Source organism: Zobellia nedashkovskayae (assembly GCF_015330125.1).
GTDB lineage: Bacteria > Bacteroidota > Bacteroidia > Flavobacteriales > Flavobacteriaceae > Zobellia > Zobellia nedashkovskayae.
On sequence record NZ_JADDXR010000002.1, the window covers coordinates 4,079,172 to 4,105,029 of the forward strand.

The following is a 25,858-nucleotide window of genomic DNA, read 5'->3' on the forward strand; positions in this document are numbered from 1 at the left end:
AAGCCTATACTGACTGTTGTCCGATAATTGTCAAGAATTCATCACGGTAAGTTTTATCTGCAAAACATCCGCCATACTCTAAAGTTGTAGTAAAGCTATTTTTATCTTTAATCCCCCTAGAAGAAACGCATAAATGTTTTGCACTCACAGCCACTATCACATCTTCGGTACCCAATACCTTTTGTAAGTCATTGCATATCTGAAGGACTAGTCTTTCTTGTACTTGCGGGCGGTGTGCATAATAATCTACTAAGCGATTAATTTTAGATAGCCCAATTACTTTGTCTTTTGGAATATAGGCTACATGAGCATGCCCTACAATAGGTAAAAAATGGTGTTCACACGCAGAATCAATAGTTATGTTCTGTTCTACTAACATTTTTTGATACCCATATTTGTTCTCAAAGGTAGAAAGCTTAGGTCTATTAGCGGGGTTCAAGCCATAGAACAACTCTTTGATATACATTTTTGCTACGCGATATGGTGTGCCGGATAAGCTATCATCTGTTAAATCCAAACCCATCTCTTTCATTATCATTTCAAAATGATATTGGATATTTTTAATCTTTTCATCATCAGACTTATCAAAAGCATCTGCGCGCAAAGGCGTTTCTGTATTTTTAGAAAAATGATTATCACCTAAAATTTCAATCCGTTCGTTATTCCTATCCTTCATTTGTGCAACATTCATTTGTAGTACAATTACAGTACTTCTTATTATAAAGGTGAAAAGCTATCAATGCCAGAGTAGGAATATAAATAACAGTTTCAGGCAAGGGTATTAGTTCTAGTTTTTCGTTAATAACAATTATGAACAAAAAGGCGTAACTTAACCATAAGGCTGGCTTTACCCAGTTTATTTTTGTTGTTTGAGTTGAACGATAGACGGCTAAAAATGAAATAGCCAGAAATATAAAATCAAGAAATTTCCACCATGATGGCATTGTCATGTGGCTTAATACGGAACCCGTTTGGGCTAGAAACAGAAACGGTGTAGCTGCGCAATGTACAAGGCATAATGAACTTGCTAACGCTCCTAAAGTGTCCGGTTTTTTTGTTAAATACATCATTATGTTTGTTAATGCAACTGAGTTGCAAATGTAATCAATACTATTTGTTGTTGCAACTCAGTTGCATTATATTTGTTATATGGGAATTGTCAGGAGAACAAAATCAGTAGATGCCATACTAGCGGAATTCAAAATGAACTCTGGTGCTATTTCGGTCATTACTTTAGTAGACCGTCTTAGTTCTAGCTTGAATAAAACCACTGTGTATAGGGTTTTGGACAGGCTGGAGGAAGATGGTATTTTGCATTCTTTTCTTGGTAAAACGGGTCTTAAGTGGTACGCTAAATGCAACGGTTGCTCCGCTTCCGCACATCATGATGTACATCCTCATTTTCAATGTCTTAGCTGTGGAAAAGTAGATTGTTTGACCATAAATATTCGTATACCCAACATACCGAATCGCAAAGTGGAAATATCTCAGATATTGCTTCAAGGGCAATGTGAAGCGTGCATGATTTAAAGTGTTAAAAACACTGCAGAATTACGTTATTCTTTTACGAATCCCGTCTCTTTAAACTCAAGGCTTCTCTCCTTCAAATACGCCCAGATTTCTATTGTATTTGCTCTTTCGGATAATGTCGTAAAATCGTTTTGAGACATGCAATAGGTCAAAAACCCATCAACATTGGTTTCGGGGATATCAAAACTTTCTGCTAGGGTTTTCTTAGAGAATTTTGTGATGACTTCTCTTTCCATGTCCATAATTTCATCACGAACAATCATTTCCTCAAAAGATTTGGTTCTACCGGAAAGGCGGTTCAATATTTTATGGGTGTTTATAGTTAAAGCAATAACATAAAAATTGAAGTATTTTCCCCTATCTGCCTCTATAAGCAAACGCTCACTTTGGCTCATGACATCTAAATCTGCATTGGGCAAATCTAATGACCCTGATGTAACAATAGGCTCAAGACCTAAGCGGTTTAAATCTTGATCTATTCGCCCAGTTAAATTATAAGGGGTAACGGTTACATCGTTCAAATTAATAACGTTCTCAATAAGGTTTACTTTAATTAAACTCTCATTGAAGATGGTATCCGAAATACTAATATCTTTTGTTAAGTACTGAACAGCAGAAACCCGTACTATATCCCCTAGTTTGACTTCAATAGTAAACAACCCTAATGAATCTGTAATTGTAGATTTTTTGGAATCCAGGTTCACCACCAACACATCTCTAATTTCATTAGCCGCGTTTTGGACCTTCCCCTTAAGTAATTTGGTTTTGTCTTGAGAAAAACAAGAATTTGCATTTAATAAAACAAATAAGAAGCAACTAATTCCAAAATAGGGTTTACGAAAAGGCATGCTTATTTTTATCTACAAGCAAATTATAAAACAAATTAGTCTCTAGGATAAAACGAGTAGGTAAAATATTGTTAAATAATCATTTCTCATTGATTATCAGCTAAATCATTAGGTACTAAACCCCTAGAAACCCACTGATGTTGAAATAGAAATTTTAAAAAGTGAAGTACATAAGCGTTTTATTTGTTCTAAAAAACCTAATAACCTACAAGTTCCATACTTGCTATTTTTATTCGCAAAACATTTATACACAAAAACGCTCCTTCTTATGCTAACACATATGAAGGAGCGTTTTCAAAATATTTTTAAGGTTACAAAGAAGTAACTGAAACCTTCTGGACTTCTTTAGGCTCTGTTTGGCTGTACACCTCTTTAACTATCTCATACAAATCTGGAATTACCGTTCCGGCAATTGGAGAGTTGTTATTCAATAGAACACAAATTCCTAAATCTGCTTCTGGATAAACCGCTATTTCGTTTCTGTAGTTATTAACGCTTCCGCCGTGATGCCAGATAGTTTTTTCAAAATTAGTATCACCTTCAATAAATTTATGAATTCTCCATCCAAAGCCATAATACGATCTTGTGTGGCCTGGCCACCTCTGGTAGTATTTTCTGTGACCTGCAATCTCAATAAACGGGTTGAAAGCCTCGCCAATAGCATCACTTTTCATGATTTCAGGATTGTGACCTAACAAAAAACGCATCCATCTGCCCATATCGTGAGCGTTAGAACTAATTCCGCCCGCTGCAACAGCATTGTAATAATTATCCCTTAAGTGAGCCGCTCTCCAACCATTTCTTATGCGTACATGAGGCATGGCAATATTAAGCTCATGAGTTAGCGTCTCGTAATTGGTAGTGGTAGTACACATTTCTAACGGCTTAAAGAACCGGTTATCCAAAAGTGTATTTATTTTTTGGCCCGTTGCTTTTTTCATCATTTCCCCACAAAGCGCAAACATCGCATTTTGGTAACTATACATAACTCCCGGCTTGCTAATGGGCATCACTTCTTTAAATCGTTTGGCTATATCCTTTAAGGGTATGTCAGCTTCAACGAGATTGGTAAAACTGTGGTAAGGTGTGCCTGAAGTGTGGGATAAAACATTCGCCAATGTTACATTATTGGTGTTAGACCCATCTCCCAACTGAAACTCAGGAAGGTAATCACTTACTTTATCCGTCCAATCTAATTTTCCTTCACTTTTAATATTGGCAGCCAACATACCTGCAAAACCTTTTGACAAAGAACCCAACCTAAAAACTGTTTCTCCGTTTACAGTACTGCTCTCCAAGCTATTTTTTCTTCCGTACCCTTCAGAAATCATAATAGAATCTCCCCTTACAATACTCACCCCTGCTCCAACAACATCTCCTTTTGCAATGGCTTTTCTAAAATAGGCATTTAATGCAGTGTGTAATTTCTTTTGTCTAGATGCGTAGAGAACAACATCTTTCTTATTATTTGGCTCCTTTTCTGCGGTAGTAGCTGCGGTTTCTGCCTTGTGAGGTATATCTGTTGATTCTGAGTGAAATATACGTGAACTTAGCGCTGATATTGTGAAAACGACGAGCGCAGATACTATTAAAATTTTATATCTCTGCATTGATGATCGGATCTTTGGTTGTTTGAGATGAACGAAAATAGGGTGAATTGCTTAAATAACGGTTAAAATGCACTTTTTCTTATTCATTTTGATTACTTTTTATGTACTTCTTAACATTTTGTGCGATAAAAGCACATATTTGATAGAATCAGTTAACGAAACTCCTAAAAATAAATAATGATGTGCTTACTTTTACATTCTTATCAAAGCTGATTCTGCACGGATACATGAGTTTAAAAAAAGAAAGCCTTTCTCTTCGCGAAGCCCAAAAATTGGTTTTGCTATCACAACGTTTACCTACACCAAAAGTGGTCGGTTCTGCCCAAGATGCAACACTTTCTTCAATTGAGCATTTGGGTTATGTACAAATAGATACCATATCTGTTATTGAACGGGCACACCATCATACGCTGTACAATCGGAATTCCAGATATAAATCAGCTCATTTAGAAGAATTAATAGCGGATAAGAAAGTTTTTGAATATTGGGCACATGCCGCCTCATATCTTCCTATGACCGATTACCGTTTTACTTTGCCTCGTAAACAAGCTATTGCTTCTGGAAAACAAAAACACTGGTACAAGCGAGATACAAAACTTATGCAATCTGTAGCTGAACGTATAAAAACCGAAGGCCCTTTGATGGCTAAGGATTTTGATAAAAAAGGGAAGAAGCATGGTGAATGGAAAACTGCCCCTACAAAACAGGCTTTAGAAAATTTATTTATGGAGGGTGAATTGATGATTTCAAAACGTGTCAACTTTCATAAAGTATACGACCTTACCGAAAGAGTTTTACCGAGTTCATTGAACACTACTACTCCAACGGATGATGAATATGGCAAGTTTTTGGTGAAAAAATATTTACGAGCCAACGGACTGGGAAAGTTAACAGAAATGACCTATCTCATCAAAAACACAAAACCATTGGTTTCTCATGCTTTAGAAAATATGCTTGCAGATGGAGAAATAGCGCAAATACATGTTGGAGACAACATGTATTATATCTTACCTGAGTCTTATGAGCTATTAAACAAACCCCTGACACGAAAGAAACTTAATATTTTATCTCCGTTTGATAATTTGCTAATTCAAAGAAAACGAACGTCAGAGATTTTTGGGTTTGATTATCTTTTGGAATGTTACGTGCCACAACATAAACGCATACATGGGTATTTTACTTTACCCATTTTGTGGGATGGAAAATTGGTTGCCCGAATGGACAGTAAAGTGGATAGGAAAAAGAAAGTTTTACATATTCACCAGCTGACTTTAGAGCCTAGTTTAAGAAATACCGAGACTTTTGCAGATGCATTTAATAAAGAATTACAATTGTTTATGGAGTTTAATAATTGTATTAGCGTTCTGTTACACCGTACAGTTCCTTCATCTTTTAGATTTGAATCTGAAAGCAGATTCCCCCATTTAGTCATTCAGTGAAATTATATTGAGTATTCTTCACTATTACGATATCACACTTTTTTACTTTCCCTTTTTTTACAGAGTTAGGACGCTCTTTTAAAGCGTTTTAAAGATAGTACAAAGCACTTTTTGTGCTATAAAAATCCAATTTATTCAATTGTTAATCAAACTCATTCTTCAAACAAAAACTCACCTTTAGTCTCTGCCGCCTGTAATCCCCAATCAACAATTAGGTTTAGAATTGGAACCAATGTTTGTCCAAACTCCGTAAGGGTATATTCTACTTTTAAAGGTGGTTTTTTAGTAAACACTTTTCTGTTTACCATTCCATCAGCTTCCAATTGTTTTAGCTGTAAACTAAGCGTTCGTTCAGTGATACCAGGGATTTCCTTGCGTAATTCATTATAGCGTTTTTTATCGCCTATTAAATGAGTTAGTATGACACTCTTCCATTTACCGCCAATTAATTCCATTGCTGCGCTTGTTGGGCAAAATGAAATTTTATTATTGATTTTAATCTTTGGCTTTTTTTCAAACAGTTCTTTTCTGTCCATTTTTAAATATTATTTGAAACATAACAGTTACTAGGGTTATGTAGTCGTTTCTTAATTCTTAATACAAAGTTATAACGCTTTAATTAAGTATGCAACTATATTTTTGATAGTAAATATTTTAATTTTAAACAACTGATTATCAATTACTAACAAAACATATTTATACTATACTTTATGACCGATATTGTTTTGCATCATTACTATATTTACTTTTGTAACTATAATTTTGATAGTTTAATTAAATCAATATAAAATAAACAGTAAAATGAATCTAACAGAAATATTAAGCAACCGCTACTCAGCAAAAGAATTTGATGCAACTAAGAAAATATCAGATGCAGATTTTCAACAGATAAAAGATGTACTGCGTTTAAGTCCGTCTAGCGTAAACCTACAACCTTGGCATTTTTTAATTGCAGATACTCAAGAAGGCAAAGAACGAATTGCAAAAGGGACACAAGGGTTTTTCAAATTCAACACACCAAAAGTTTTAGACGCATCTCACGTAATTGTTATCGCAGCTCGCACAGATGCAGACGATGATTATATGAACAGCATTCTAGAACAAGAAGACCAAGATGGACGCTTTGCAGAACAAGAGTATAAAGATCAAATGCACGGTGGCCGTATGCTATTTGCAAACATTCACCGCTACGATCTTAAAGATTTACCACACTGGATGGAAAAACAAGTGTATTTAAATATGGGCGCACTTTTATTAGGTGCAGCTGCCTTAGGTATTGATGCTTGCCCAATGGAAGGTGTAGATGTAAAAGCCTTAGATGAAGAGTTTGGCTTACGCGAAAAAGGCTTCACTGCTCTAGCGGTTGTGTCTTTAGGTTATAGAAAAGACAGTGACTTTAATGCAAAATTACCAAAGTCAAGGTTTCCTGAAGAAACAGTTATTACTCAGCTATAATCAATAATTAAACCTAAAAACATGAAGAAGCTTTTAAAAATTATTGGTGGAATTATTGGAGTATTAGTGATTGTTGTAGCAGTCATATACTTCTTTTTTCCAAAGGTTCTTGTAGACCAAACCAATGCCAGTTATGCTCGTGCTGCCAGTCTTGAGAAAAAAACGATTGAAATAAATGGCTACACTGTTTATTTCTATGAAAGTGAAGGGGAAGATGATAAGCCAGACTTTGTTCTTGTTCACGGTATGGGAGATGATAAAAGTAGTTTTTTACAAACGGCTAAATTTTTATCAGAAGACTATCATTTAATTCTACCCGATTTAGCGGGTCACGGTGAAAATGAAAGAAAAGAAGGACTTGATTATTCTATAGACGGTCAAGCCACTTTTCTGAAATCCTTTTTAGAAAAACTTGGCGTAAGTCAATTTAACCTTGTTGGTAACTCAATGGGCGGACATACCGCTGCAGCATATGCCATTAAATACCCTAATGACCTTACCAATTTGATCTTACTAGATGCTGCGGGTATTAAAATAGATGACCACGTGGTGTATGGTGGTTTTGGTAAAGAAATTAAAAACAAAGAAGAATTGGATGCTGTGCTTTCTCGCGTCTTTTATAAAGTGCCGGACCTTCCTGGACCTATAGCCGATTACATGATAGAAACCATAAACAATAGTAAAGACTTCGTAGATGGTTCTTTAATTCCTGCAATTAAAAACGGAAAATATTTCAACCTTAAAGATGATGTGCAATCTATAAAAATACCAACGTTGGTCTTACAAGGTAGACACGATGAAGTGGTAAAGTTTAATGTGGCAGAGTACTATAGAGATCAAATCCCAAATGCGAAGTTAGTCGTTATTGAAAACGCTTCGCATTCACCTCAATTAGAAGTTCCAGAAGAAGTGACTAATGATATTAAAAAATTCATTTCTAATACTAAATAAATTATGGAAACAGATACAAAAATTGTTCACGCAGCTATCGTACAATATCACCGTTGGTATCTTTTTTATGAACGTGATTTTGAAAACAAACAGCGACTAGAAAATCAGTTAGAAATTTTAGCAGATGATATAAAAATGAAATCTGCAGCTGGAGAAATGCAAGGCAAAGCGAATTATCCTGAAAGATTAAAAGTTTATAAAGGATGGAAGAATGCGCATCATATTCAAAATATAGCAGTTAATAAATTAGAGAACGGTACTGTTAATTTAGAAGCTGATATTATATATCAAAATTTAAAGTCAGACGGTTCTAATGATAGTTATCCTTTGCATTACAGCACATTTTTAAAAGAGGTTCCTGGTGCGCTTTTACCTGTGTTTACAGAAATCAATATTAAGCCTACTGGCGAGATTAAAGATCAAACATTTGAGGATGCATATCCAGAAAACCGAATGTTATCTCTTATGCACTACTGGCTCTTAAATATGGAACAGTTAGATGGTAATGTTGCGCCTTTTAAAGAGGTATTAGCAGATGATTTTAAACTTAATTTTTCAACAAATAGCGAACCTATTGTTACCGTAGAGCAATTAGAACAATGGTTGAATGGAACACCAAAACAATTGAAGGAAAGCAGTCATTTTCCAGAGAACTTTACTGTAAAAGTAATTTCAGAAAATAAATATGAAGTCAATGTAGATTTTGTTTGGAAAGGGATAACAAAAGAGGGTCAAAAATTAACCGCAACTACCGCACACCATTGGATAGTAAAGGATAATCCAAATGACAGGTTTGCAAAAATAAAAGAGATTACAATCATTCAAAAAGTGCCACTTACTCCATTAAAATAAAATATAATTCAATTATAAAGAACATTATTATGAAAAGTACAATAGTAAAATTTACAGCAAAACCAGAACACAAAAACACGTTTGCAGCAACACTTAAAGAAGCACAAGCTGCAACCCAAAAAGAAACTGGTAATAAAGAGATTAGAGTATTTGTTTCTAAACAAGAAGACAATGTGTTTTTTGTTTACGAACGTTGGGCAGACAAGGCTGCTATTACATCTCACGATAAAGAGCCACATACCAAAAAGTTAATGGAAGTAGGGCAAATTGCGTTACAAATGGCTCCTGATTTCTACTTTTTAGGCGATACAAATCCGCTTCCAGATCATTCTAAATCTGCAAATCCTGAAGATGAAGTATTTATTATTTTCTTCATTTTTAAATTAAAAACTGAATTTAGAGAAGCACTTATAGAGCAGTTTGAAGATCACATTACCCACACAAGAAAAGAGGAAGAAGGCAACATCCTTTTTGATTTATACACAGTAGATGATCAGGAAGATACCCTAGCGGTTTACGAGCATTGGAGAAAAGAATCTGATGTTTGGGACATTCACTTTAATCAACCTTATGCAGTAAAAACAGGCAAACTAATGGAAGAAGCTGTCATTGGTGACTTAAAGCAGTATATGAATTTCGTTACAGAAATTTAAGAGAAATTAATAATCAACTAAAAGCACTCTTATGAAAAAAGCAATTCTATTAGTTTCCTTGGCGATTTTAGCAAGCTGCGGAAATCAAGACAAAAAAGAAGCAGTTTCAACTACAGAAACGCAGGATCACGAACATCCGCATCCACACAATGTGGATGAAAACGGATTAGCACCACATACAGAAAATACCATTCATCAATATGCGCCAACGGTTGCGTTGTTAAATAGTATATATGAAGGTGATTTTACGCCAGAACAAATGGTACAGCAAGGTAATATTGGTATTGGTACCGTAAATCACCTAGCAGGTGAGTTGGTTGCTGTAGATGGTGTGGTATATACTATTGATGCGGAAGGCGGAATTAAAGAGGCGCCAGAAGATTTAGAATCACCTAATATGACGATGATAAATTTTCAACCTAAAAAAACGGTAACCGTTGAAAACATTACTTCATACGAAGAACTAAATAAAGAGCTTCAAAAATACTCTACTTCTAAAAATAGTTTTTATGCTTACAGAATTAAAGGAGAGTTTGGATATCTAAAAATGGCATCTGCACATAAAGTAGAAAACGAAGATGTCTCTCTTTTTGAATATTTAGATACAAGAGTAATGTATACTAGAGAAAATATCAAAGGAACTTTAGTAGGTTTATTTACGCCAGATTATATTGGAAATGTAGTGATTCCGGGAATGCACTTTCACTTTTTATCTGAAGATATAACACTGGGAGGACATTTAGAAGATATCAAGTTTGACAAACTTCAAGTAGAAATTCAAGAAATAAACCAAGTAAACCTACAGCTTCCTCAAACCGAAAAATTCAGAAACAAAACGTTGAAGCAAGGTGCCTCACCAAAAGCAACTGCAAAGCAAAACGGCAAATAAAAAGGTTATGAAAAAGTACATCATTTTAGTTTTAGCATTGTCTTTCTCTTTTGCAGGTATTGCGCAAAACACTAAAGAAGACAACTATAAAACAGGCGTAAAAATTGTTAACGAGGTTAATGGTGAAGGCGCTTCAAAAGGATTAGAAGCAGCTTTTAATAGTGTCTCTCCAGATATGGCAGATTATATTATTCGCTATGGTTTTGGAGAAGTTTATAACAGAAAAGGCATAGATTTTAAAACCAAAGAATTATTAATAATTGCTAGTCTTACTACACAAGCTAATGCAAAATCGCAGTTAAAGTCGCATATAAAGGCTGCCTTAAATTTAGGTGCTACGCCAAATGAGATTTCAGAAACTATGATTTTATTAAGCTTGTATACGGGCTTTCCTGCTGCAAATAATGGCATTTTTACTTTAAAGGAAGTTTTAGAAGAAACAAACTATACGGCATCTAAATACATAAATACAACACAACAATTAGTTAAAAACTGGGAGTTAGATGGCTTTTCTATGCCTGAGTCTATTGTGGCATCACCAACAGAGAATTGGTTATATGTTTCTAATGTAAATCAAAATAACAAAGGGTATATAAGTAGAATTTCAAAGGACGGAAAAGTTGATAATTATAAATGGGTAACTGGTTTAAATTCGCCTGCAGGCTTGGCATTATATCGGGACAAATTATACGTAGGCGATGGTAAGGAGCTTCATATTATCAATGTTAAAAATGGTAAAGTCGTAAATAGCATTACTTCTCCAGATGTTGTGTCATTAAATGATGTCGTGGTTTCTAAAAACGGACAGGTTTTTATTTCTGATATAGCAAGTGGTAAGATTTTCACATTAGTAAATAACAAATTAGAGGTTTGGTTTCAATCCCCAGAAATTAAGCATCCAAACGGACTTTATATTCAAAATGAAGACTTGGTTATTGCAAATTTTGGTGAAGAATTGACTTTAGAAATTTCACCAGATAAGTTCGGCAGTCTATATAAAGTTAACCTAAAAGATAAAACGATAACACGGTTTAAAAGCAGTTATCAACTAGGAGCTTTAGACGGTTTAACTGCTGTTAATGATGGTTTTTTAGTAACAGGAGGTACGGTTAGTGACTTGTTTTTTATAAATGAGAATACGCGACAATTAATTGGAAACTTTCCGAAAGGTTTAGCGGATATTACTATAGAAAACAATGTGTTATTTACTCCGGTTCTATTTAATAATTCAATAGCATCTTACACACTTCCATCAACGATTAGTGAAGCTATACCTGTAGATGAAAATTGGAAAAGAATAAACACAAAAGAAGAATATTTAAAGATAGCTGCCGATAATTTTTATGGTGACAAAGACGGGCAATCTGTTGCTACTCACGACGGACAAATATTTGGAGTTTTTGGAGGTAAAGTATTGACAGGAACTTGGGATTGGAAAAATAATTTCTTCACCAGAACAAGCAAAATCGGAGATATGGATTTAGGGTATGATGAACTTGTAATTGAAGTTACAGATACCAAAATGCGCTTAACACTTAAGCAAGGCAAGGGAATGACCATTGTCTACAATAAAAAATAATTAAAAAATAGAAACACTATGAAAGCAATAGTATTAGAAAAAGCAGGAGGACCAGAAAACCTTCATTTAGCAGAAGTAGCAAAACCAAGCATAAAAGATAACGAGGTATTAGTAGCGGTAAAGGCTATTTCATTAAACCCGGCAGATGTAAAACCAAAGTATCAAGATAAGATGCTGAATATAATGTATGGTGAAAAACGACCTGTTATTTTAGGCTGGGACATAGCAGGAACCGTAACAGAAGTCGGTACTGATGTTACCAATTTTAAAATAGGCGACAATGTCTTTGGTATGGTAAACTTCCCTGGTGTAGGTAACGCTTACGCGGAATTTGTTGCTGCGCCAGAAGCACATTTAGCTACAATGCCAGACAACGTCTCTTTTGAAGAGGCTGCTGCTACAACCTTAGCTGCTCTAACTGCATTGCAGATCTTAGAAGGAAGAATTAATAAAGGTGATAAAGTACTGGTACAAGCAGGTTCTGGTGGTGTCGGGCATTTTGCGATTCAAATAGCAAAAGCAATGGGTGCTTTTGTGAATACTACTGCTTCTGCAAAAAACACTGAATTTGTTATGTCTATTGGAGCAGATAACGCAATAGATTATCATACTGAAAAGTTTGAAGAAATTTTATCTGATATCGACTTTGTGTTAGATACGCAAGGTGGTGAAGTATTAGAAAATTCCGTAAAAGTTTTAAAAAGCGGTGGAACAGCTTATACAACAGTAGGCATGGACTTAGATGACTTAAAAGCATCAGTTAAAAAGGAGAACAAAACCGTTTCAGACATTTTAGTACACTCTAGTGCTGAAGATATGAACACCTTAAAAGAAATGTTAGAAAACGGTAGCATTAAACCAAACATTTACAAAACGTTTGCTTTTCAAGATATGGCTGCTGCCCATACCGAAGTTGAAAAAGGAAGAACAGTGGGTAAAGTAATCGTAACATTTTAGTATCAACTATTAAAACACAATGAAAATGAAAACACAAGATAAATTACCGAACTATACGAGAAAAATATTTGTTGGTGGCGAATGGAAAGACGGAAAAGGACCAGCAATTAAAGATATTAACCCTTGGAACCAAGAGGAGTTATTCTCTTTAAATGGAGCTACCACAGATGATGTAAATGAAGCTTTTGAACAAGCAGCAGTTGCGCAGAAAAAATGGGCAGCTGTACTACCTCCTGAAAAGAGTAGAATGATGCTTAAACTAGCCGAAGTAGTTAGAAGCCGAAAGCAAGAGTTTGCAGAATGGGCAAGAAAAGAAGTAGGAGCGACCTTAGCAAAAGGATATTTTGAAGCAGAATTAGTAGCTAGCGTTTTTGAAAGTGCTGTGCATTTACCATTATTAGTAGAAGGTAAAATATTACCACAAGATATTGATGGCAAAGAATCTATCGCAGTTAGAAAACCTTTAGGTGTTATTGGTTTAATTTCTCCTTGGAATTTCCCGGGTCAATTAACCGCGCGTACTTTAGGTCCAGCATTGGCAGTTGGTAACGCTGTGGTGTTAAAACCGGCATCAACGTCTATAGTAACAGGCGGATTAATTTTTGCGTCTTTTTTAGAAGAGGCAGGTTTCCCTAAAGGGTTATTAAGTGTATTGCCTGGTGGAGGAAGTACTATTGGTACGGCAATTACAAAGCATCCAATTTCAAAACTAATTTCGTTTACAGGCTCAACACCAGTTGGTCGTCAAGTTGGTAAAAATGCTCTGGAAGCAGATATCATTAAAAATATCGAGTTAGAACTGGGCGGTAACAGTCCGTTTGTGGTGCTAGAAGATGCAGATATTGATCAGGCGGTTGAGGCTGCTGCTTGGGGTAAATTTATGAACCAAGGTCAAATCTGTATGGCTATCAATAGAATTATCGTTGAAGATAAAGTCTATGACGAATTTACAGAAAAGTTTATAGCAAAAGTAAAAACCTTAAAACGATTGGATATGAATGATCCAGATACATTTGTAGGTCCTATTATTGATCAAAATCAGTTTAATACTGTTAAAGGGTTAATAGACGATGCAAAAGAACAAGGTTACAAAATGGCATTAGGTGGTGAAGCTGAAGGTTTACATATGCCGCCACACGTTTTTGTAGATGTAGACGAAAACTGTCCATTATTTCAAAATGAGATTTTTGGACCAGCAGTGTCTATTGCTAGAGCAAAAGATACAGAAGATGCGCTACGATTAGCAAATGCTACAGATTACGGTTTATCTAGCTCTGTGTTTACACAAGACGAAGCAAAAGGAATGGCATTTGCACAAGGCATTGAAGCTGGTATGACACATATTAATGATCAGCCGGTAAATGACAGTGCCTATGCACCATTCGGTGGAGTTAAAAACTCAGGTCTAGGACGTTTTAATGGACAATGGGGTGTAAAATCATTTACCGTTGCACATTGGATTACAATTCAAAAAACACCAAGAAAATATCCTTTTAAAGCAGCTGACTTTCAGTAAAATAGAATAATTTAATTTCAATACTATATGCTAGGGCCAGGCGCTACACCTACCCTAGCATATATTTATTTTGGCTAACTTGTGATCAAAATCATATTTAAAGAAACCGTAACTTATAAATGGATAACCTTATTACCTTTTCAATCACCGTATTCACTGGTTTTTTCGCCATAATGAATCCGCTTTCTAATATACCTATATTTTTATCATTGGTTGGAGGTGCTGACAGAAAAACGCAACGGACAATTAGTAAAAAGGCAACATTAACAGCCTTTATTATCGTTACTATATTCCTTGTTCTCGGGAAATTTATATTTCTTCTTTTCGGAATTACAATACCTGCTTTTAAGATTACTGGAGGTATTCTAATCTTCTTTGTAGGTTTTGATATGCTTCAATCTAAAAAGTCTAATGTAAAACATTTAACGGATACGCATATAGACGAGGATCTTGCTATATCTCCATTGGCTATACCCATTTTAGCAGGACCAGGAACAATCGTTACCGGAATGAATTTCGTTTCAAATGCGGGCTACCTCAAGATTGGTGTGGTTATATTTATTTTCGGGCTGTTATGCTGGCTAACCTATTTTTCATTCATGTTAAGTGAATTAGTGATTAAGAAAATAGGCCACAACGTAATATCTGTAGTTGGTAAAATTATGGGGCTAATTATTGCCATTATAGGAACCGACATGATTATACAAGGGATTAAGATATCATTTGAGTTTACCGCCTAACATCAAATCACTTAAGACGTTTTTAAAAGTTTACTTGTATGAATAAATCAGAAAATAAGAAAAACGCCATTGCTTTCTATAGAATGGCATACGAAGGCAACCCAAAAGAAGCTATTGATAAATTTTGTGGAGGTCAATACATTCAACACAATCCAGATGTTGCCAATGGACCACAGGGTTTTATAGATTATTTTGAAAGAATGAATCGAGAGTACCCAGAAAAATCTATTGATTTTGTCCGAAGTATAGCAGAAGGCAATTTAGTTGCTCTTCACACGCATCAAGTCTGGCCAGATGATGATCAATACATAACAATGGACTTTTTTCGGTTTGATGAAAATGGAAAAATTTGTGAGCATTGGGATTCCATCCAGCAAATTCCTAAAAAATCGGCAAACCCAAACACCATGTATTAAACTAGATTATAAGCAAATACGGCTAAACCTATTCTGTTTTTGTATTAAATTTAGGATATACGAGCGTTATTGTTCTCATTATATTCTTAGTTTTATCAATCTATAAACTAATATAACATGACCATAGAAATATTACATAAGTACGATCTTAATGACCAAATTCAAGAAGAAATTCAGAATTTATATAAACAGCTGAATGACAAAAATATACAGCGCCCGTTACATCAAATACTTCAAGATGGCAATCATGTAATTTTAGCAGCATGTAAGGAAGAAGGTCATATTGTAGGGATAGCGCTTTTGGTTACATATAAGGTAATTTCAGGTTACCGAGGATTAGTCGAGGATGTTGTAGTTGATGCCGAACATCGTGGAAAAGGAATCGGCAGAAAACTAATGGACAAACTATTAAAAGAGGCCGAACATTTAAATATGGATGAAATTCTTCTTTTCTCAGGTCATCACAGAACACCCGCAATTAAACTATACAAAAGCCTTGGTTTTACTTTAAGAGAAAGCGGAGTTTATAATCTGAAAGTGCCAAAATCTTAAAAAGATATGCTACACCTTTTTTACATGACGAAGCTGACTTTTTAATTCTTCCATAGATTCTTGTAATTGTCTTAAAAGACCTTTCTCTGTGGTAGCATCTTCGCCAAATGTAATTCTACTGCTCACTTCCCAAATTTCCTGTATTTGATAAGGTTTGATGTCATAAGGCGGATAAGTTTCATTAAGAGATACCAAAGTAACGTTATTTGAATTAGGTCGTTTCTCCACTTTTTTAACCAAAACGGCATCTTCTAAGACCACTACATACATTTTATTCTGGCTTACATCATCAATATGTTCTACTGCCTTGGCTAAAACCCACTCCCCAGATCTTAAATTGGGTAACATACTATCTCCATCAACCTGAAAACCACGGTACGTAGCATTTCTAAATTCAGGAATAGGCAAATCAAAAGCAGGCAGTTGTTCGTACCAGCTGGTATCTGCAATGTTTTGAGGATAACCGGCAGCCGCTTTGGCATTAACCAATACCATGTTGTCATTTCCGGCATTGTCTATAGTAACCACCTTTGGTATAACGCTAACTTTAGAAGTCTCTAAATACTGATTATCACTATCTCCAAACAACCACAGCGGATTAATTTTGAACTGCTTTAAAAGCTCCATTACAACTTTACCAGAAAGTTTAGTACGCCCGCGTTCTATATCCGCAGTAGTACTAGATACGCCAAGAAGCTTGGCAAACTCCGCTTGGGTATAGCCCAACTCGCGGCGTATATCGGTGAAGCGTTTTAAAGTGATTTCATTTTCCATATAATTCTTGAATTATCTCTGTTGTTCAAAACAATAATAGACATTGAACTCTCCACTACCCTTTCATTTCCAAATATACACAATTTGGACATAATCCAAAGTTTTATTTGGAATATATCCATAATATGGATTTTTTCCATAAATTTGGAATAAATACAAATACCTACAATGTCATTATCATTCGATAGAATTAAAGAAAAATTAAACATTTTGGCCGATGCCGCCAAATATGATGTGTCCTGTTCAAGTAGCGGAAGTGTCCGGAAGAATAATTCAAAAGGGCTTGGAGATAGCAGTGGTATGGGAATTTGCCACAGCTATACGGAAGACGGAAGATGTGTATCCTTATTGAAAATCTTGTTGACCAACCATTGTATTTTTGATTGCGCCTATTGTGTGACACGCAAGAGTAATGATGTACAACGTGCCGCCTTCAAAATCCAAGAGGTAGTAGATTTGACCATTAATTTTTACCGAAGGAATTATATAGAAGGGCTTTTTTTGAGTTCAGGTATTTTTAAAAGTCCAGACTACACTATGGAACGCTTAGTTGCTGTGGCAAAAAAGCTACGATTGGAAGAAAATTTCAACGGATACATTCATTTAAAATCCATTCCCGGTGCCAGTGATGAGCTTATGCGAGAAGCTGGGCTTTATGCAGATAGGTTATCTGTAAATATTGAAATACCTACTATTTCTGGGCTCAAACTATTGGCTCCCGATAAAAAGCACGAAGACTTCACCAAGCCTATGTTAAAAGTTAAAAATGAAATCATCCAATACAAATCAGAGAAGAAAATAATTAAGAGTACCCCAAAATATGCGCCGGCCGGGCAAAGCACTCAGATGATTGTTGGAGCTACAGGAGAATCTGATAAAGATATTATGTACTCCGCCACGCATTATTATAAAAACTATAATATGAAACGGGTGTATTATTCTGGTTATGTCCCCGTTGCGGAAGATAATAGGCTTCCCGCTATTGGCACCCAAGTACCTATGCTGAGGGAAAACAGATTATACCAAACAGATTGGCTGTTACGCTTTTATGGCTTTGGGGTTCAGGAACTTTTAAATAACGACCACCCCAACTTGGATATGGACGTTGACCCTAAGTTAGGATGGGCATTACGGAATATGCAATACTTTCCTGTGGATATTAATAAGGCAGATAAAAGTGTTTTGGCCCGTGTGCCAGGGCTTGGAATGAAATCCGTTCATAAAATAATTAATGCAAGAAAATTTAGAAACTTAAACTGGGAACATCTTCAAAAAATTGGCGTGGCGTTGAACAGAGCAAAGTATTTCATCATTTGTGACTCTAATAAATGGGATCATAGTGATATGGAAGGAACCAAAGTAAAAGGCTTAATTCTTCAGAATTCGGTCGGTAAGTTTAGAAAAGAGTATAGTAATCAACTACAGTTGTTTAGTTGAATCAGCCTATTGACACCAAGTGCGAACAGAACAAAATATGAAACTATGAATGCGACAAAAACCTTAATTTACGACGGAAGCTTCAACGGATTTCTAACCGCTATTTTTGTGGCGTTTGATGAAAAGTCTCAAATAGCCGATATTCAAAAGAATTCCGCCTCTCAAAATGGACTTTTTTCCGAACCCGAAACCATTTTTACGCAAATGGACAAGGCCAAAAGAGTATGGAATGGCATTCATAAAAAGAGTCACAACGCCATTAAGGATATCTACTTTGCTTTCTTGAGCGAGAATAAGGGCATTGAATTAGTTTTGTACCGATATATTTGTAAATTATTTGCTGCTAATACTTCAATAGCCTCTGATTACTCAGATGATATCGTTTTAAAGACAAGTCAATTGGCAAGGTCCGTTGGTCGAGAAAAACATCGTATGGAGGCTTTTGTACGGTTTCAATTAACTAAAGATGAAATCTATTTCGCCAATATAGAACCGGATTTTGATGTTTTGCCTTTAATCTCTAAACATTTTAGGTCTAGATATGCAGACCAGCAATGGCTTATCTATGATATAAAACGTAAGTACGGTATTTTTTATGATTTAAATCAAGTTGAAGTTGTTTCCCTAGACCTTGATGAAATCCACACCAACAGTTTGAATAAAAGCGCTCATTTTGGTGATGAAGAATACAACTACCAAGACCTTTGGAACAATTACTTTAAAAGTACAAACATCAAATCGCGCATTAATTTAAAACTTCACAAACAACACGTTCCAAAACGTTATTGGAAATATTTAAGTGAGAAAAAGGTGGTATAGTTCCTAGTTCATTTAACTGTTAAAGAATATGGTTTTTATTGAATAAAACATTAACTCATAAGTGAGTTACTCCCTTTATTTCAGGTGTTTTCCACCTTTTCCTTAACATAGATATAAGTAAAGGCCACTTCTTTGTTAAAGGTCAAAATCGTACCTTTGCAACTTTGCTATTGAAAATGATAAACTACGAAGAAAATATTGAGGTTCAGGGTGCTCGTGTCCACAACCTTAAAAATATAGATGTTACCATACCCAGAGAAAAATTAGTGGTTATAACCGGGCTTTCCGGAAGTGGCAAATCTTCTCTTGCTTTTGATACAATTTATGCCGAAGGCCAACGCCGGTATATTGAAACTTTTTCAGCCTATGCCAGACAATTTTTAGGAGGCATGGAAAGGCCTGATGTGGATAAAATTGACGGTCTATCGCCAGTTATCGCTATCGAACAGAAAACCACCTCAAAATCACCACGGTCTACAGTAGGTACGATTACTGAAATTTATGATTTTCTCCGCCTGCTTTTTGCACGAGCTGGAGATGCTTACAGTTATAATACAGGCGAGAAAATGGTGAGTTATAGTGATGAGCAGATAAAAGAGCTCATAAAAAAGGATTATGATGGTAAGAAAATCAATATCCTTGCTCCTATTATTAAATCTAGAAAAGGACATTATAGAGAGCTTTTTGAGCAAATTGCCAAACAAGGGTTTGTAAAAGTCAGGGTTGATGGCGAGGTAAAAGATATTGTCAAGGGAATGAAAGCGGATCGCTATAAAACCCACGATATAGAAATTGTAATTGACCGTCTAAAAGTAGTTGATTCGGAAGATATGGACAAACGTCTCACCGAATCCCTGAATACCGCTATGTACAGTGGAGACAACGTACTTATGGTATTGGAAGAAGGTCAATCTGTTGCGCGGTACTTTAGCCGTGACCTGATGTGCCCAACCACTGGCATCTCCTACCCTGTTCCTGAGCCTAATACGTTTTCGTTCAACTCTCCCAAAGGAATGTGTCCTAATTGTAATGGTTTGGGCCATGTTTACGAGGTGAACGAGAAAAAGATATTCCCAGATAAAAAATTATCTATTAAATCTGGAGGAATCGCTCCCCTTGGAGAGTATAAAAATTCTTGGGCATTTAAACAGATAGAAACCATAGCTAAACGCTATGAATTTGAACTGACAGACCCTATTTCAAAAATTTCTGAAGAAGCTATTGACGTTCTCCTTAACGGTGGTCACGAAACCTTTGAGGTGGATTCTAAGAGCTTAGGTGTTAAACGGAATTATAAAATTGATTATGAAGGTATTGCCAACTTTATTAAAAATCAATATGAAGAAGCCGGCACAACAGCCCTAAAACGTTGGGCCAAAGAATATATGGACAAAATCACCTGTCCTGTATGCGAAGGGTCCCGTTTGCGAAAAGAATCGCTCAATTTTAAAATAAACGAACAGAATATAGCGCAACTAGCCCATTTGGATATTGCTGAACTGGCTAAATTCTTTAAAGGTTTAGAAAAGAAGTTAGAAGGAAATCAGCTTAAGATTGCCGAAGAAATTATTAAAGAAATACGAACACGTATTCAGTTTCTTTTAGATGTTGGTCTTGACTATCTTTCGCTAAACAGAAGCTCAAAATCACTATCCGGTGGTGAAGCACAACGTATACGATTGGCTACACAGATTGGCTCGCAGTTGGTTGGCGTGCTTTATATTCTTGATGAACCTAGTATTGGTTTACATCAACGAGACAACACAAGATTAATTAAATCGCTGGAGTCACTTCGTGATTTAGGCAATTCAGTGATTGTTGTGGAGCATGACCGAGACATGATAGAGTGTGCAGACCACGTAATAGATATAGGTCCGAGAGCCGGAAAGCATGGTGGTGAGATTATCTCTCAAGGCTCTCCAAAGGATTTAAAAAATGAGAATACCCTAACAGCTGATTATATTACTGGAAAAAAACAGATTGCAATTCCTGAAAAACGTAGAAAAGGGAATGGTAAAAAAATCACCCTTTCTGGATGTACCGGAAATAATTTAAAGAATGTTTCTATAACGCTTCCATTAGGTCAAATGATTGGGGTTACAGGCGTCTCTGGTAGTGGAAAATCTACATTAATAAACGAGACCCTCTACCCTATCATGAACGCTCATTATTTTAATGGCGTAAAGAAACCTATGCCTTATAAGAAGATTACTGGGTTAGAGCATATTGACAAAGTCATAGACATTAACCAGTCACCCATAGGTAGGACGCCTAGGTCTAACCCTGCCACCTATACCGGAGTTTTTGGAGAGATTCGTGCATTGTTCTCCAAAACACCAGAAGCAGCTATTAGAGGCTACAAACCTGGTCGTTTTAGTTTCAATGTAAAAGGTGGTCGTTGTGAAACCTGTCAAGGTGGTGGTCTACGAGTTATTGAAATGAACTTTTTACCCGATGTTTATGTTGAATGCGAGACTTGTAACGGAAAACGCTTCAACAGGGAAACACTAGAAATACGCTATAAAGGCAAATCTATAGCCGATGTTTTGGAGATGACAATCAACGAAGCTGTCGATTTTTTTGAGCTTATACCCAAAATTTATCGTAAGTTGAAGACCATTCAAGACGTAGGATTGGGCTATATCTCACTAGGACAACAGTCCACTACGCTTTCGGGTGGTGAGGCTCAGCGTATTAAGCTTGCCACGGAGCTTTCTAAGCGAGATACGGGCAATACTTTTTATATTTTGGATGAACCCACTACAGGACTTCATTTTGAGGATATTCGAGTTTTGATGGAAGTTTTGACTCGTTTGGTAGACAAAGGAAATACCATATTAGTCATTGAACATAATATGGATGTTATAAAAATTGTAGATTATATTATTGATATTGGCTATGAAGGTGGTCGTGGCGGCGGAAAAGTAGTTGCCAAAGGAACACCGGAAGAAGTTGCTAAAGATAAAAAAAGCTATACGGCAAAGTACTTGGGACCAGAATTGAATATTCCGGACTAGACACTTAAAACACATGCAGGCCAAGAAATTAAAGATTAATCAAATTAATGCTGAGTTCAGTTATAAATATTAATAGCTTTACGCTTCAATAAAATAAAAACGATAAATTCATCCACTGAAATAAAGAAAAGCACTCCTTTTAATATTAAAAGGCAAGCTTTAAGCTGACTCAGAGGAAGAATAAATTATACAAACAAGAGTAATTATACATGAGAAAAGAACAACATCATAAAGGTTGGAACGAAATAAAGACTAACGATTCATGGGCCATATTTAAAATTATGGGCGAATTTGTAATGGGATTTGAAAAAATGGGTTCTATTGGCCCATGCGTTTCTATTTTTGGTTCAGCCCGTACCAAAGTAGGTGATAAATATTATGAGTTAGCAGTTAGTATTGCTGAAAGTATAGCAAATGCAGGGTATGGTGTAATAACTGGTGGAGGACCTGGTATTATGGAGGCTGGTAACAAAGGTGCACATTTAGCAGGTGGAACTTCTGTTGGTTTAAATATTGACTTGCCGTTTGAACAACATGACAACCCATATATAGATTCTGATAAAAGTTTAGATTTTGATTATTTTTTCGTGAGAAAAGTAATGTTCGTTAAATACTCTCAGGGTTTCGTTGTTATGCCAGGTGGTTTTGGGACTCTAGATGAACTTTTTGAAGCAATTACTCTTATTCAGACTAACAAAATTGAAAAATTTCCAATAATTCTTGTTGGGAGTGAATTTTGGACCGGTCTTATGGATTGGGTCAAGAACACTATGCTGGAGATGAAAACTATAAGTGCTCATGATTTAGATCTTATTAAAATTGCAGATACGGAAGATGAAGTTGTAGATATTATTGATGCATTCTACAAGGGCCGAAACTTGAGTCCTAATTTTTAATATCACTTTTGAAAATCAAACACCTCATATTTTTATTTTATCTCGGAACTGTTCTTTTAGGCGGTTTCGGAGAGCTAGCCGCGCAACACGAAAACGTCTTGACAGCTACATTAGACGGACAAAATAAAGAGATACAGGTTCAACAAGAATTTACGTATAAGAACAATTCTAACCAAACGTTAAGTACACTATACTTTAATGATTGGGCCCATGCTTATGCAAGTAAGAACACGGGGTTAGCCAAGCGTTTTGATGAACAATTCAAGAAAAGTCTGCACTTGGCCAAAAAGAACGAAAGAGGCTACACTACAATTATAAGTGCGGTAGATAGCGAATATAGAGGTCTTCACTGGAAGCGTACTACAGGTGAGGATATTATAAAAATAGACCTAAACAGTCCGCTTCCCGCAGGTGCATCTGCTAAACTTTTTTTAACGTACACCATAAAGCTTCCTGAAAATAAGTTTACGCCTTATGGTTATGACAAGAGAAAGAATAGTTACTACCTAAAAGACTGGTATTTAACACCCTCTTATTTTGATGGTGCTTGGCATTTATATTCCAATAAAAATTTAGAAGACCTTTTTACGGGTGTTACAGAAACTACGGTAAATTTTGTTTACCCCAAGAATTTAAACCTTGCCACTAACTTTACGGTTTTAGGAAACAGCAGCATCTCCAACGGCCAAATGGCACAGTTAACGGCGGACCAACAAAAGAATTGCGAGATTTTACTTAGTCCGGAAAAGCGATTTATGACCCACGTTACCCCTCAAATAACAGTAATTACTGATATTGAAGCATTTAAGTATGCAGATGTATTTAAAGGACTGTCTATCAACAGGGTTACAGAATTCATAGAGAATAATTTAGGTAAATATCCGCATCGCCAATTATTGGTTAGTCAGTTGGATTATGAAAAGAATCCATTGTACGGCATCAATCAGTTGCCTTCTTTCATAAGACCTTATGAAGAGCAGTTTCAATTTGAGATGAAATTTTTAAAAACTGCACTTATAAATATATTAGAAGAAACCCTTTTCTTAGACCCTAGAAAAGAACAATGGTTAAGTGATGCTATTGCCAACTATTTAATGATAGAATATGTAGAGGAGTTTTACCCAGACCAAAAACTGCTTGGAAAACTATCTAAAATATGGGGAGTTCGCAGTTTCAATCTAGCAAAAATGAATTTCAACGAACAGTATACGTTTTTGTATATGCTTACTGCTCGTACCAACTTAGATCAACCTCTTAGCACTAGCAACGATTCCCTAATTAAATTCAACCAAAAAATTGGTAATAAATATAAGGCGGGACTTGGACTAGCATATCTTGCGAGTTATATTGGCAAAGACAAGGTAGATAAGAGCATAAAAACCTTTTATAAACATTATAAGCTTAGTCAAGTAAAAACCTTGGATTTTGAATCGATATTAAAAAGATCTACGAGTACAGATATCGACTGGTTTTTTAAAGACTTTGTAACTACTGATCGTAAAATAGATTTTAAGATTAAAAAAGTAGAAAAAACCCAAGATTCTCTTAAAGTTACCATTAAGAACAAGAAAGGGACCAACGTACCTATTTCTATGTTCGGTCTTAAGAATGATACCGTAGTTTCTAAATATTGGTTTTCCGGTATTAATGATATAAAAACAGTTACTATTCCAAAGAATGGTGAAAAACGACTAGTTCTTAACTATGACCAAAAAATTCCTGAATTTAACCAAAGGGACAACTGGAAATCTTTAGGAGGGTTTTTCTCAGGAAATAAAAAGCTGAAATTCACTTTTTTCCGTGATTCTGAGAATCCATATTATAACCAGGTGTTTTACGTTCCTATTCTAAATTTTAATATTTATGACGGATGGACGCCAGGCATGCGACTGTATAATAAAACATTGTTAGAGCGTCCTTTCGTATACGATTTTGCCCCCTCCTATTCATTCCGTGAAAAAGCTTTTGTAGGCTCAGGACGGATTTCGTACCGAAAGTATCTTAGTAAAAGTGGACTTTATTTGGCTAACTATAGCCTTGGAGGTTCTACTTATCACTTTCAAGAAAATTCACGATACTCCACCATTACGCCTTCAATTACTTTTGGATGGAGACCAGCAAACCTTATATCTAACAAAAGGGAGTTCCTACGTTTTAGGTATGTAAACGTATTAAGAGACAAAGCAGAGAGTTTAGGTGATTTTGAGACGCCGCCGGATTACAGTATTATGAATGTCCGGTATACCAATAGAAACCCCGGGATTATTAATTATGTTTCGTGGTTTGCAGATGCTCAACATGCAAGTGATTTTACCAAAGTGGCTTTTGAATTGGAATATCGTAAACTGTTTGAAAGTAACCGGCAGTTCAATTTCCGTTTCTACGCAGGTAAATTTATCAGAAACAAGACTACGGATTACGCAGACCCCAATTATTACAGTTTTGCATTAGACCGCCCCACAGATTATTTATTTGATTATGGCTATTTGGGACGCTCGGAAGACTCGGGTATTTATAGTCAACAGATTATTATTGCCGAAGGTGGATTTAAATCCTTTCTTCCTCAAGAATATCGTTTTGCAAATGACTATTTAGCCACTATAAACACTAGTGTTAACCTATGGAAATGGATTGAGGTCTATAGCGATTTGGGTTATGTCAAGAATAAAGGTGTAAACGGGAAATTCGTATATGATTCCGGGGTTAGATTAAACCTTCTTACAGACTATTTTGAATTATACCTTCCGGTGTATTCCAATAACGGATGGGAAGTCTCACAGCCCAACTATGGAGAGAAAATTAGATTTATTGTCACTGTGAGTCCAAAAACGTTAATTGGCCTGTTCACACGGAAATGGTTTTAATGTTTAGTTGTTGAATTCTTAATAAAATCAATTTTTAGCAATATAAAATTATCAATACACTATT

The 25,858-nt window shown here is 35.7% G+C and carries 24 protein-coding genes; 18 read left to right on the forward strand and 6 right to left on the reverse strand.

The window, feature by feature from the left end:
* Positions 1-4: 4 nt before the first annotated feature.
* Positions 5-676, reverse strand: coding sequence for a GTP cyclohydrolase I FolE (gene folE / locus IWB64_RS16740; protein WP_194535925.1), 672 nt, complete (start codon positions 674-676; stop codon positions 5-7).
* Positions 666-1,070 (reverse strand): MerC domain-containing protein, encoded by a 405-nt coding sequence (locus tag IWB64_RS16745; RefSeq protein ID WP_194535102.1) that lies wholly within the window; start codon positions 1,068-1,070, stop codon positions 666-668. The genes folE and IWB64_RS16745 overlap by 11 nt, the downstream gene beginning before the upstream one ends.
* A gap of 79 nt (positions 1,071-1,149) precedes the next feature.
* Here IWB64_RS16745 and IWB64_RS16750 point away from each other — a divergent pair, with 79 nt between their 5' ends.
* Complete coding sequence (locus tag IWB64_RS16750; RefSeq protein ID WP_194535103.1) at positions 1,150-1,530, forward strand: Fur family transcriptional regulator; 381 nt, start codon at positions 1,150-1,152, stop codon at positions 1,528-1,530.
* Between the two features lie 26 nt (positions 1,531-1,556).
* On the opposite strand, the gene IWB64_RS16755 is transcribed toward IWB64_RS16750, so the two are convergent.
* Positions 1,557-2,378, reverse strand: coding sequence for a hypothetical protein (locus tag IWB64_RS16755; RefSeq protein ID WP_194535104.1), 822 nt, complete (start codon positions 2,376-2,378; stop codon positions 1,557-1,559).
* Between the two features lie 311 nt (positions 2,379-2,689).
* Entirely contained in the window at positions 2,690-3,988 is a 1,299-nt protein-coding gene (locus IWB64_RS16760; protein ID WP_194535105.1) for a serine hydrolase domain-containing protein, read from the reverse strand.
* Positions 3,989-4,215: 227 nt separating this feature from the next.
* On the opposite strand from IWB64_RS16760, the gene IWB64_RS16765 reads away from it, so the two are divergent.
* A complete protein-coding gene (locus IWB64_RS16765) occupies positions 4,216-5,427 on the forward strand; it encodes a winged helix-turn-helix domain-containing protein (protein ID WP_194535106.1) in 1,212 nt (403 codons plus the stop codon).
* Between the two features lie 152 nt (positions 5,428-5,579).
* On the opposite strand, the gene IWB64_RS16770 is transcribed toward IWB64_RS16765, so the two are convergent.
* Positions 5,580-5,963, reverse strand: a complete 384-nt coding sequence (locus IWB64_RS16770) for a winged helix-turn-helix transcriptional regulator (protein WP_194527174.1) — start codon at positions 5,961-5,963, stop codon at positions 5,580-5,582.
* 265 nt (positions 5,964-6,228) lie between these two features.
* Between IWB64_RS16770 and nfsB the strand changes: the two genes are divergently transcribed.
* From nfsB to IWB64_RS16825, 11 genes are all read left to right on the forward strand, one after another.
* Complete coding sequence (gene nfsB, locus IWB64_RS16775; RefSeq protein ID WP_194535107.1) at positions 6,229-6,882, forward strand: oxygen-insensitive NAD(P)H nitroreductase; 654 nt, start codon at positions 6,229-6,231, stop codon at positions 6,880-6,882.
* A gap of 21 nt (positions 6,883-6,903) precedes the next feature.
* Positions 6,904-7,833, forward strand: coding sequence for an alpha/beta fold hydrolase (locus tag IWB64_RS16780; RefSeq protein ID WP_194535108.1), 930 nt, complete (start codon positions 6,904-6,906; stop codon positions 7,831-7,833).
* A gap of 3 nt (positions 7,834-7,836) precedes the next feature.
* Positions 7,837-8,685 carry a hypothetical protein gene (locus IWB64_RS16785; RefSeq protein ID WP_194535109.1) on the forward strand — a complete coding sequence of 283 codons (849 nt, stop codon included), beginning with the start codon at positions 7,837-7,839 and terminating at the stop codon, positions 8,683-8,685.
* Between the two features lie 29 nt (positions 8,686-8,714).
* A complete protein-coding gene (locus tag IWB64_RS16790) occupies positions 8,715-9,338 on the forward strand; it encodes a putative quinol monooxygenase (RefSeq protein WP_194535110.1) in 624 nt (207 codons plus the stop codon).
* A gap of 31 nt (positions 9,339-9,369) precedes the next feature.
* A complete protein-coding gene (gene budA, locus IWB64_RS16795; RefSeq protein WP_194535111.1) occupies positions 9,370-10,227 on the forward strand; it encodes an acetolactate decarboxylase in 858 nt (285 codons plus the stop codon).
* A gap of 7 nt (positions 10,228-10,234) precedes the next feature.
* Positions 10,235-11,806, forward strand: coding sequence for a carboxymuconolactone decarboxylase family protein (locus IWB64_RS16800; protein ID WP_194535112.1), 1,572 nt, complete (start codon positions 10,235-10,237; stop codon positions 11,804-11,806).
* An 18-nt stretch (positions 11,807-11,824) separates the two neighbouring features.
* Complete coding sequence (locus IWB64_RS16805; protein WP_194535113.1) at positions 11,825-12,763, forward strand: NADP-dependent oxidoreductase; 939 nt, start codon at positions 11,825-11,827, stop codon at positions 12,761-12,763.
* A gap of 25 nt (positions 12,764-12,788) precedes the next feature.
* The gene (locus tag IWB64_RS16810; protein ID WP_226975920.1) at positions 12,789-14,279 is read left to right on the forward strand and encodes an aldehyde dehydrogenase family protein; all 1,491 of its coding nucleotides are present in this window, start codon (positions 12,789-12,791) and stop codon (positions 14,277-14,279) included.
* A gap of 119 nt (positions 14,280-14,398) precedes the next feature.
* Positions 14,399-15,019: a MarC family protein gene (locus IWB64_RS16815; protein WP_194535115.1), complete on the forward strand. Its 621-nt coding sequence runs from the start codon at positions 14,399-14,401 to the stop codon at positions 15,017-15,019.
* 38 nt (positions 15,020-15,057) lie between these two features.
* Positions 15,058-15,435, forward strand: a complete 378-nt coding sequence (locus IWB64_RS16820) for a nuclear transport factor 2 family protein (RefSeq protein ID WP_194535116.1) — start codon at positions 15,058-15,060, stop codon at positions 15,433-15,435.
* Positions 15,436-15,552: 117 nt separating this feature from the next.
* Positions 15,553-15,987, forward strand: a complete 435-nt coding sequence (locus tag IWB64_RS16825) for a GNAT family N-acetyltransferase (protein WP_194535117.1) — start codon at positions 15,553-15,555, stop codon at positions 15,985-15,987.
* 9 nt (positions 15,988-15,996) lie between these two features.
* Here the strand turns inward: IWB64_RS16825 and IWB64_RS16830 are convergent, their stop codons facing one another.
* The gene (locus IWB64_RS16830) at positions 15,997-16,761 is read right to left on the reverse strand and encodes an XRE family transcriptional regulator (protein WP_194535118.1); all 765 of its coding nucleotides are present in this window, start codon (positions 16,759-16,761) and stop codon (positions 15,997-15,999) included.
* A gap of 168 nt (positions 16,762-16,929) precedes the next feature.
* Here IWB64_RS16830 and IWB64_RS16835 point away from each other — a divergent pair, with 168 nt between their 5' ends.
* From IWB64_RS16835 to IWB64_RS16855, 5 genes are all read left to right on the forward strand, one after another.
* The gene (locus IWB64_RS16835) at positions 16,930-18,198 is read left to right on the forward strand and encodes a putative DNA modification/repair radical SAM protein (RefSeq protein ID WP_194535119.1); all 1,269 of its coding nucleotides are present in this window, start codon (positions 16,930-16,932) and stop codon (positions 18,196-18,198) included.
* A 45-nt stretch (positions 18,199-18,243) separates the two neighbouring features.
* Entirely contained in the window at positions 18,244-19,017 is a 774-nt protein-coding gene (locus IWB64_RS16840) for a TIGR03915 family putative DNA repair protein (protein ID WP_194535120.1), read from the forward strand.
* Positions 19,018-19,193: 176 nt separating this feature from the next.
* Positions 19,194-22,034 (forward strand): excinuclease ABC subunit UvrA, encoded by a 2,841-nt coding sequence (gene uvrA, locus IWB64_RS16845; protein WP_194535121.1) that lies wholly within the window; start codon positions 19,194-19,196, stop codon positions 22,032-22,034.
* A gap of 209 nt (positions 22,035-22,243) precedes the next feature.
* On the forward strand, positions 22,244-22,930 hold the full coding sequence (locus IWB64_RS16850; RefSeq protein ID WP_194535122.1) for an LOG family protein: 687 nt from the start codon (positions 22,244-22,246) through the stop codon (positions 22,928-22,930).
* Between the two features lie 8 nt (positions 22,931-22,938).
* Positions 22,939-25,794: a gluzincin family metallopeptidase gene (locus IWB64_RS16855; RefSeq protein ID WP_194535123.1), complete on the forward strand. Its 2,856-nt coding sequence runs from the start codon at positions 22,939-22,941 to the stop codon at positions 25,792-25,794.
* Positions 25,795-25,858: the final 64 nt, after the last annotated feature.

Excerpts from the sequence above, each read along its gene's own strand:
- folE (WP_194535925.1), bottom strand. The coding sequence starts at position 676 with ATGAAGGATAGGAATAACGAACGGATTGAAATTTTAGGTGATAATCAT.
- IWB64_RS16745 (WP_194535102.1), bottom strand. The coding sequence starts at position 1,070 with ATGATGTATTTAACAAAAAAACCGGACACTTTAGGAGCGTTAGCAAGT.
- IWB64_RS16750 (WP_194535103.1), top strand. The coding sequence starts at position 1,150 with ATGGGAATTGTCAGGAGAACAAAATCAGTAGATGCCATACTAGCGGAA.
- IWB64_RS16755 (WP_194535104.1), bottom strand. The coding sequence starts at position 2,378 with ATGCCTTTTCGTAAACCCTATTTTGGAATTAGTTGCTTCTTATTTGTT.
- IWB64_RS16760 (WP_194535105.1), bottom strand. The coding sequence starts at position 3,988 with ATGCAGAGATATAAAATTTTAATAGTATCTGCGCTCGTCGTTTTCACA.
- IWB64_RS16765 (WP_194535106.1), top strand. The coding sequence starts at position 4,216 with ATGAGTTTAAAAAAAGAAAGCCTTTCTCTTCGCGAAGCCCAAAAATTG.
- IWB64_RS16770 (WP_194527174.1), bottom strand. The coding sequence starts at position 5,963 with ATGGACAGAAAAGAACTGTTTGAAAAAAAGCCAAAGATTAAAATCAAT.
- nfsB (WP_194535107.1), top strand. The coding sequence starts at position 6,229 with ATGAATCTAACAGAAATATTAAGCAACCGCTACTCAGCAAAAGAATTT.
- IWB64_RS16780 (WP_194535108.1), top strand. The coding sequence starts at position 6,904 with ATGAAGAAGCTTTTAAAAATTATTGGTGGAATTATTGGAGTATTAGTG.
- IWB64_RS16785 (WP_194535109.1), top strand. The coding sequence starts at position 7,837 with ATGGAAACAGATACAAAAATTGTTCACGCAGCTATCGTACAATATCAC.
- IWB64_RS16790 (WP_194535110.1), top strand. The coding sequence starts at position 8,715 with ATGAAAAGTACAATAGTAAAATTTACAGCAAAACCAGAACACAAAAAC.
- budA (WP_194535111.1), top strand. The coding sequence starts at position 9,370 with ATGAAAAAAGCAATTCTATTAGTTTCCTTGGCGATTTTAGCAAGCTGC.
- IWB64_RS16800 (WP_194535112.1), top strand. The coding sequence starts at position 10,235 with ATGAAAAAGTACATCATTTTAGTTTTAGCATTGTCTTTCTCTTTTGCA.
- IWB64_RS16805 (WP_194535113.1), top strand. The coding sequence starts at position 11,825 with ATGAAAGCAATAGTATTAGAAAAAGCAGGAGGACCAGAAAACCTTCAT.
- IWB64_RS16810 (WP_226975920.1), top strand. The coding sequence starts at position 12,789 with ATGAAAACACAAGATAAATTACCGAACTATACGAGAAAAATATTTGTT.
- IWB64_RS16815 (WP_194535115.1), top strand. The coding sequence starts at position 14,399 with ATGGATAACCTTATTACCTTTTCAATCACCGTATTCACTGGTTTTTTC.
- IWB64_RS16820 (WP_194535116.1), top strand. The coding sequence starts at position 15,058 with ATGAATAAATCAGAAAATAAGAAAAACGCCATTGCTTTCTATAGAATG.
- IWB64_RS16825 (WP_194535117.1), top strand. The coding sequence starts at position 15,553 with ATGACCATAGAAATATTACATAAGTACGATCTTAATGACCAAATTCAA.
- IWB64_RS16830 (WP_194535118.1), bottom strand. The coding sequence starts at position 16,761 with ATGGAAAATGAAATCACTTTAAAACGCTTCACCGATATACGCCGCGAG.
- IWB64_RS16835 (WP_194535119.1), top strand. The coding sequence starts at position 16,930 with ATGTCATTATCATTCGATAGAATTAAAGAAAAATTAAACATTTTGGCC.
- IWB64_RS16840 (WP_194535120.1), top strand. The coding sequence starts at position 18,244 with ATGAATGCGACAAAAACCTTAATTTACGACGGAAGCTTCAACGGATTT.
- uvrA (WP_194535121.1), top strand. The coding sequence starts at position 19,194 with ATGATAAACTACGAAGAAAATATTGAGGTTCAGGGTGCTCGTGTCCAC.
- IWB64_RS16850 (WP_194535122.1), top strand. The coding sequence starts at position 22,244 with ATGAGAAAAGAACAACATCATAAAGGTTGGAACGAAATAAAGACTAAC.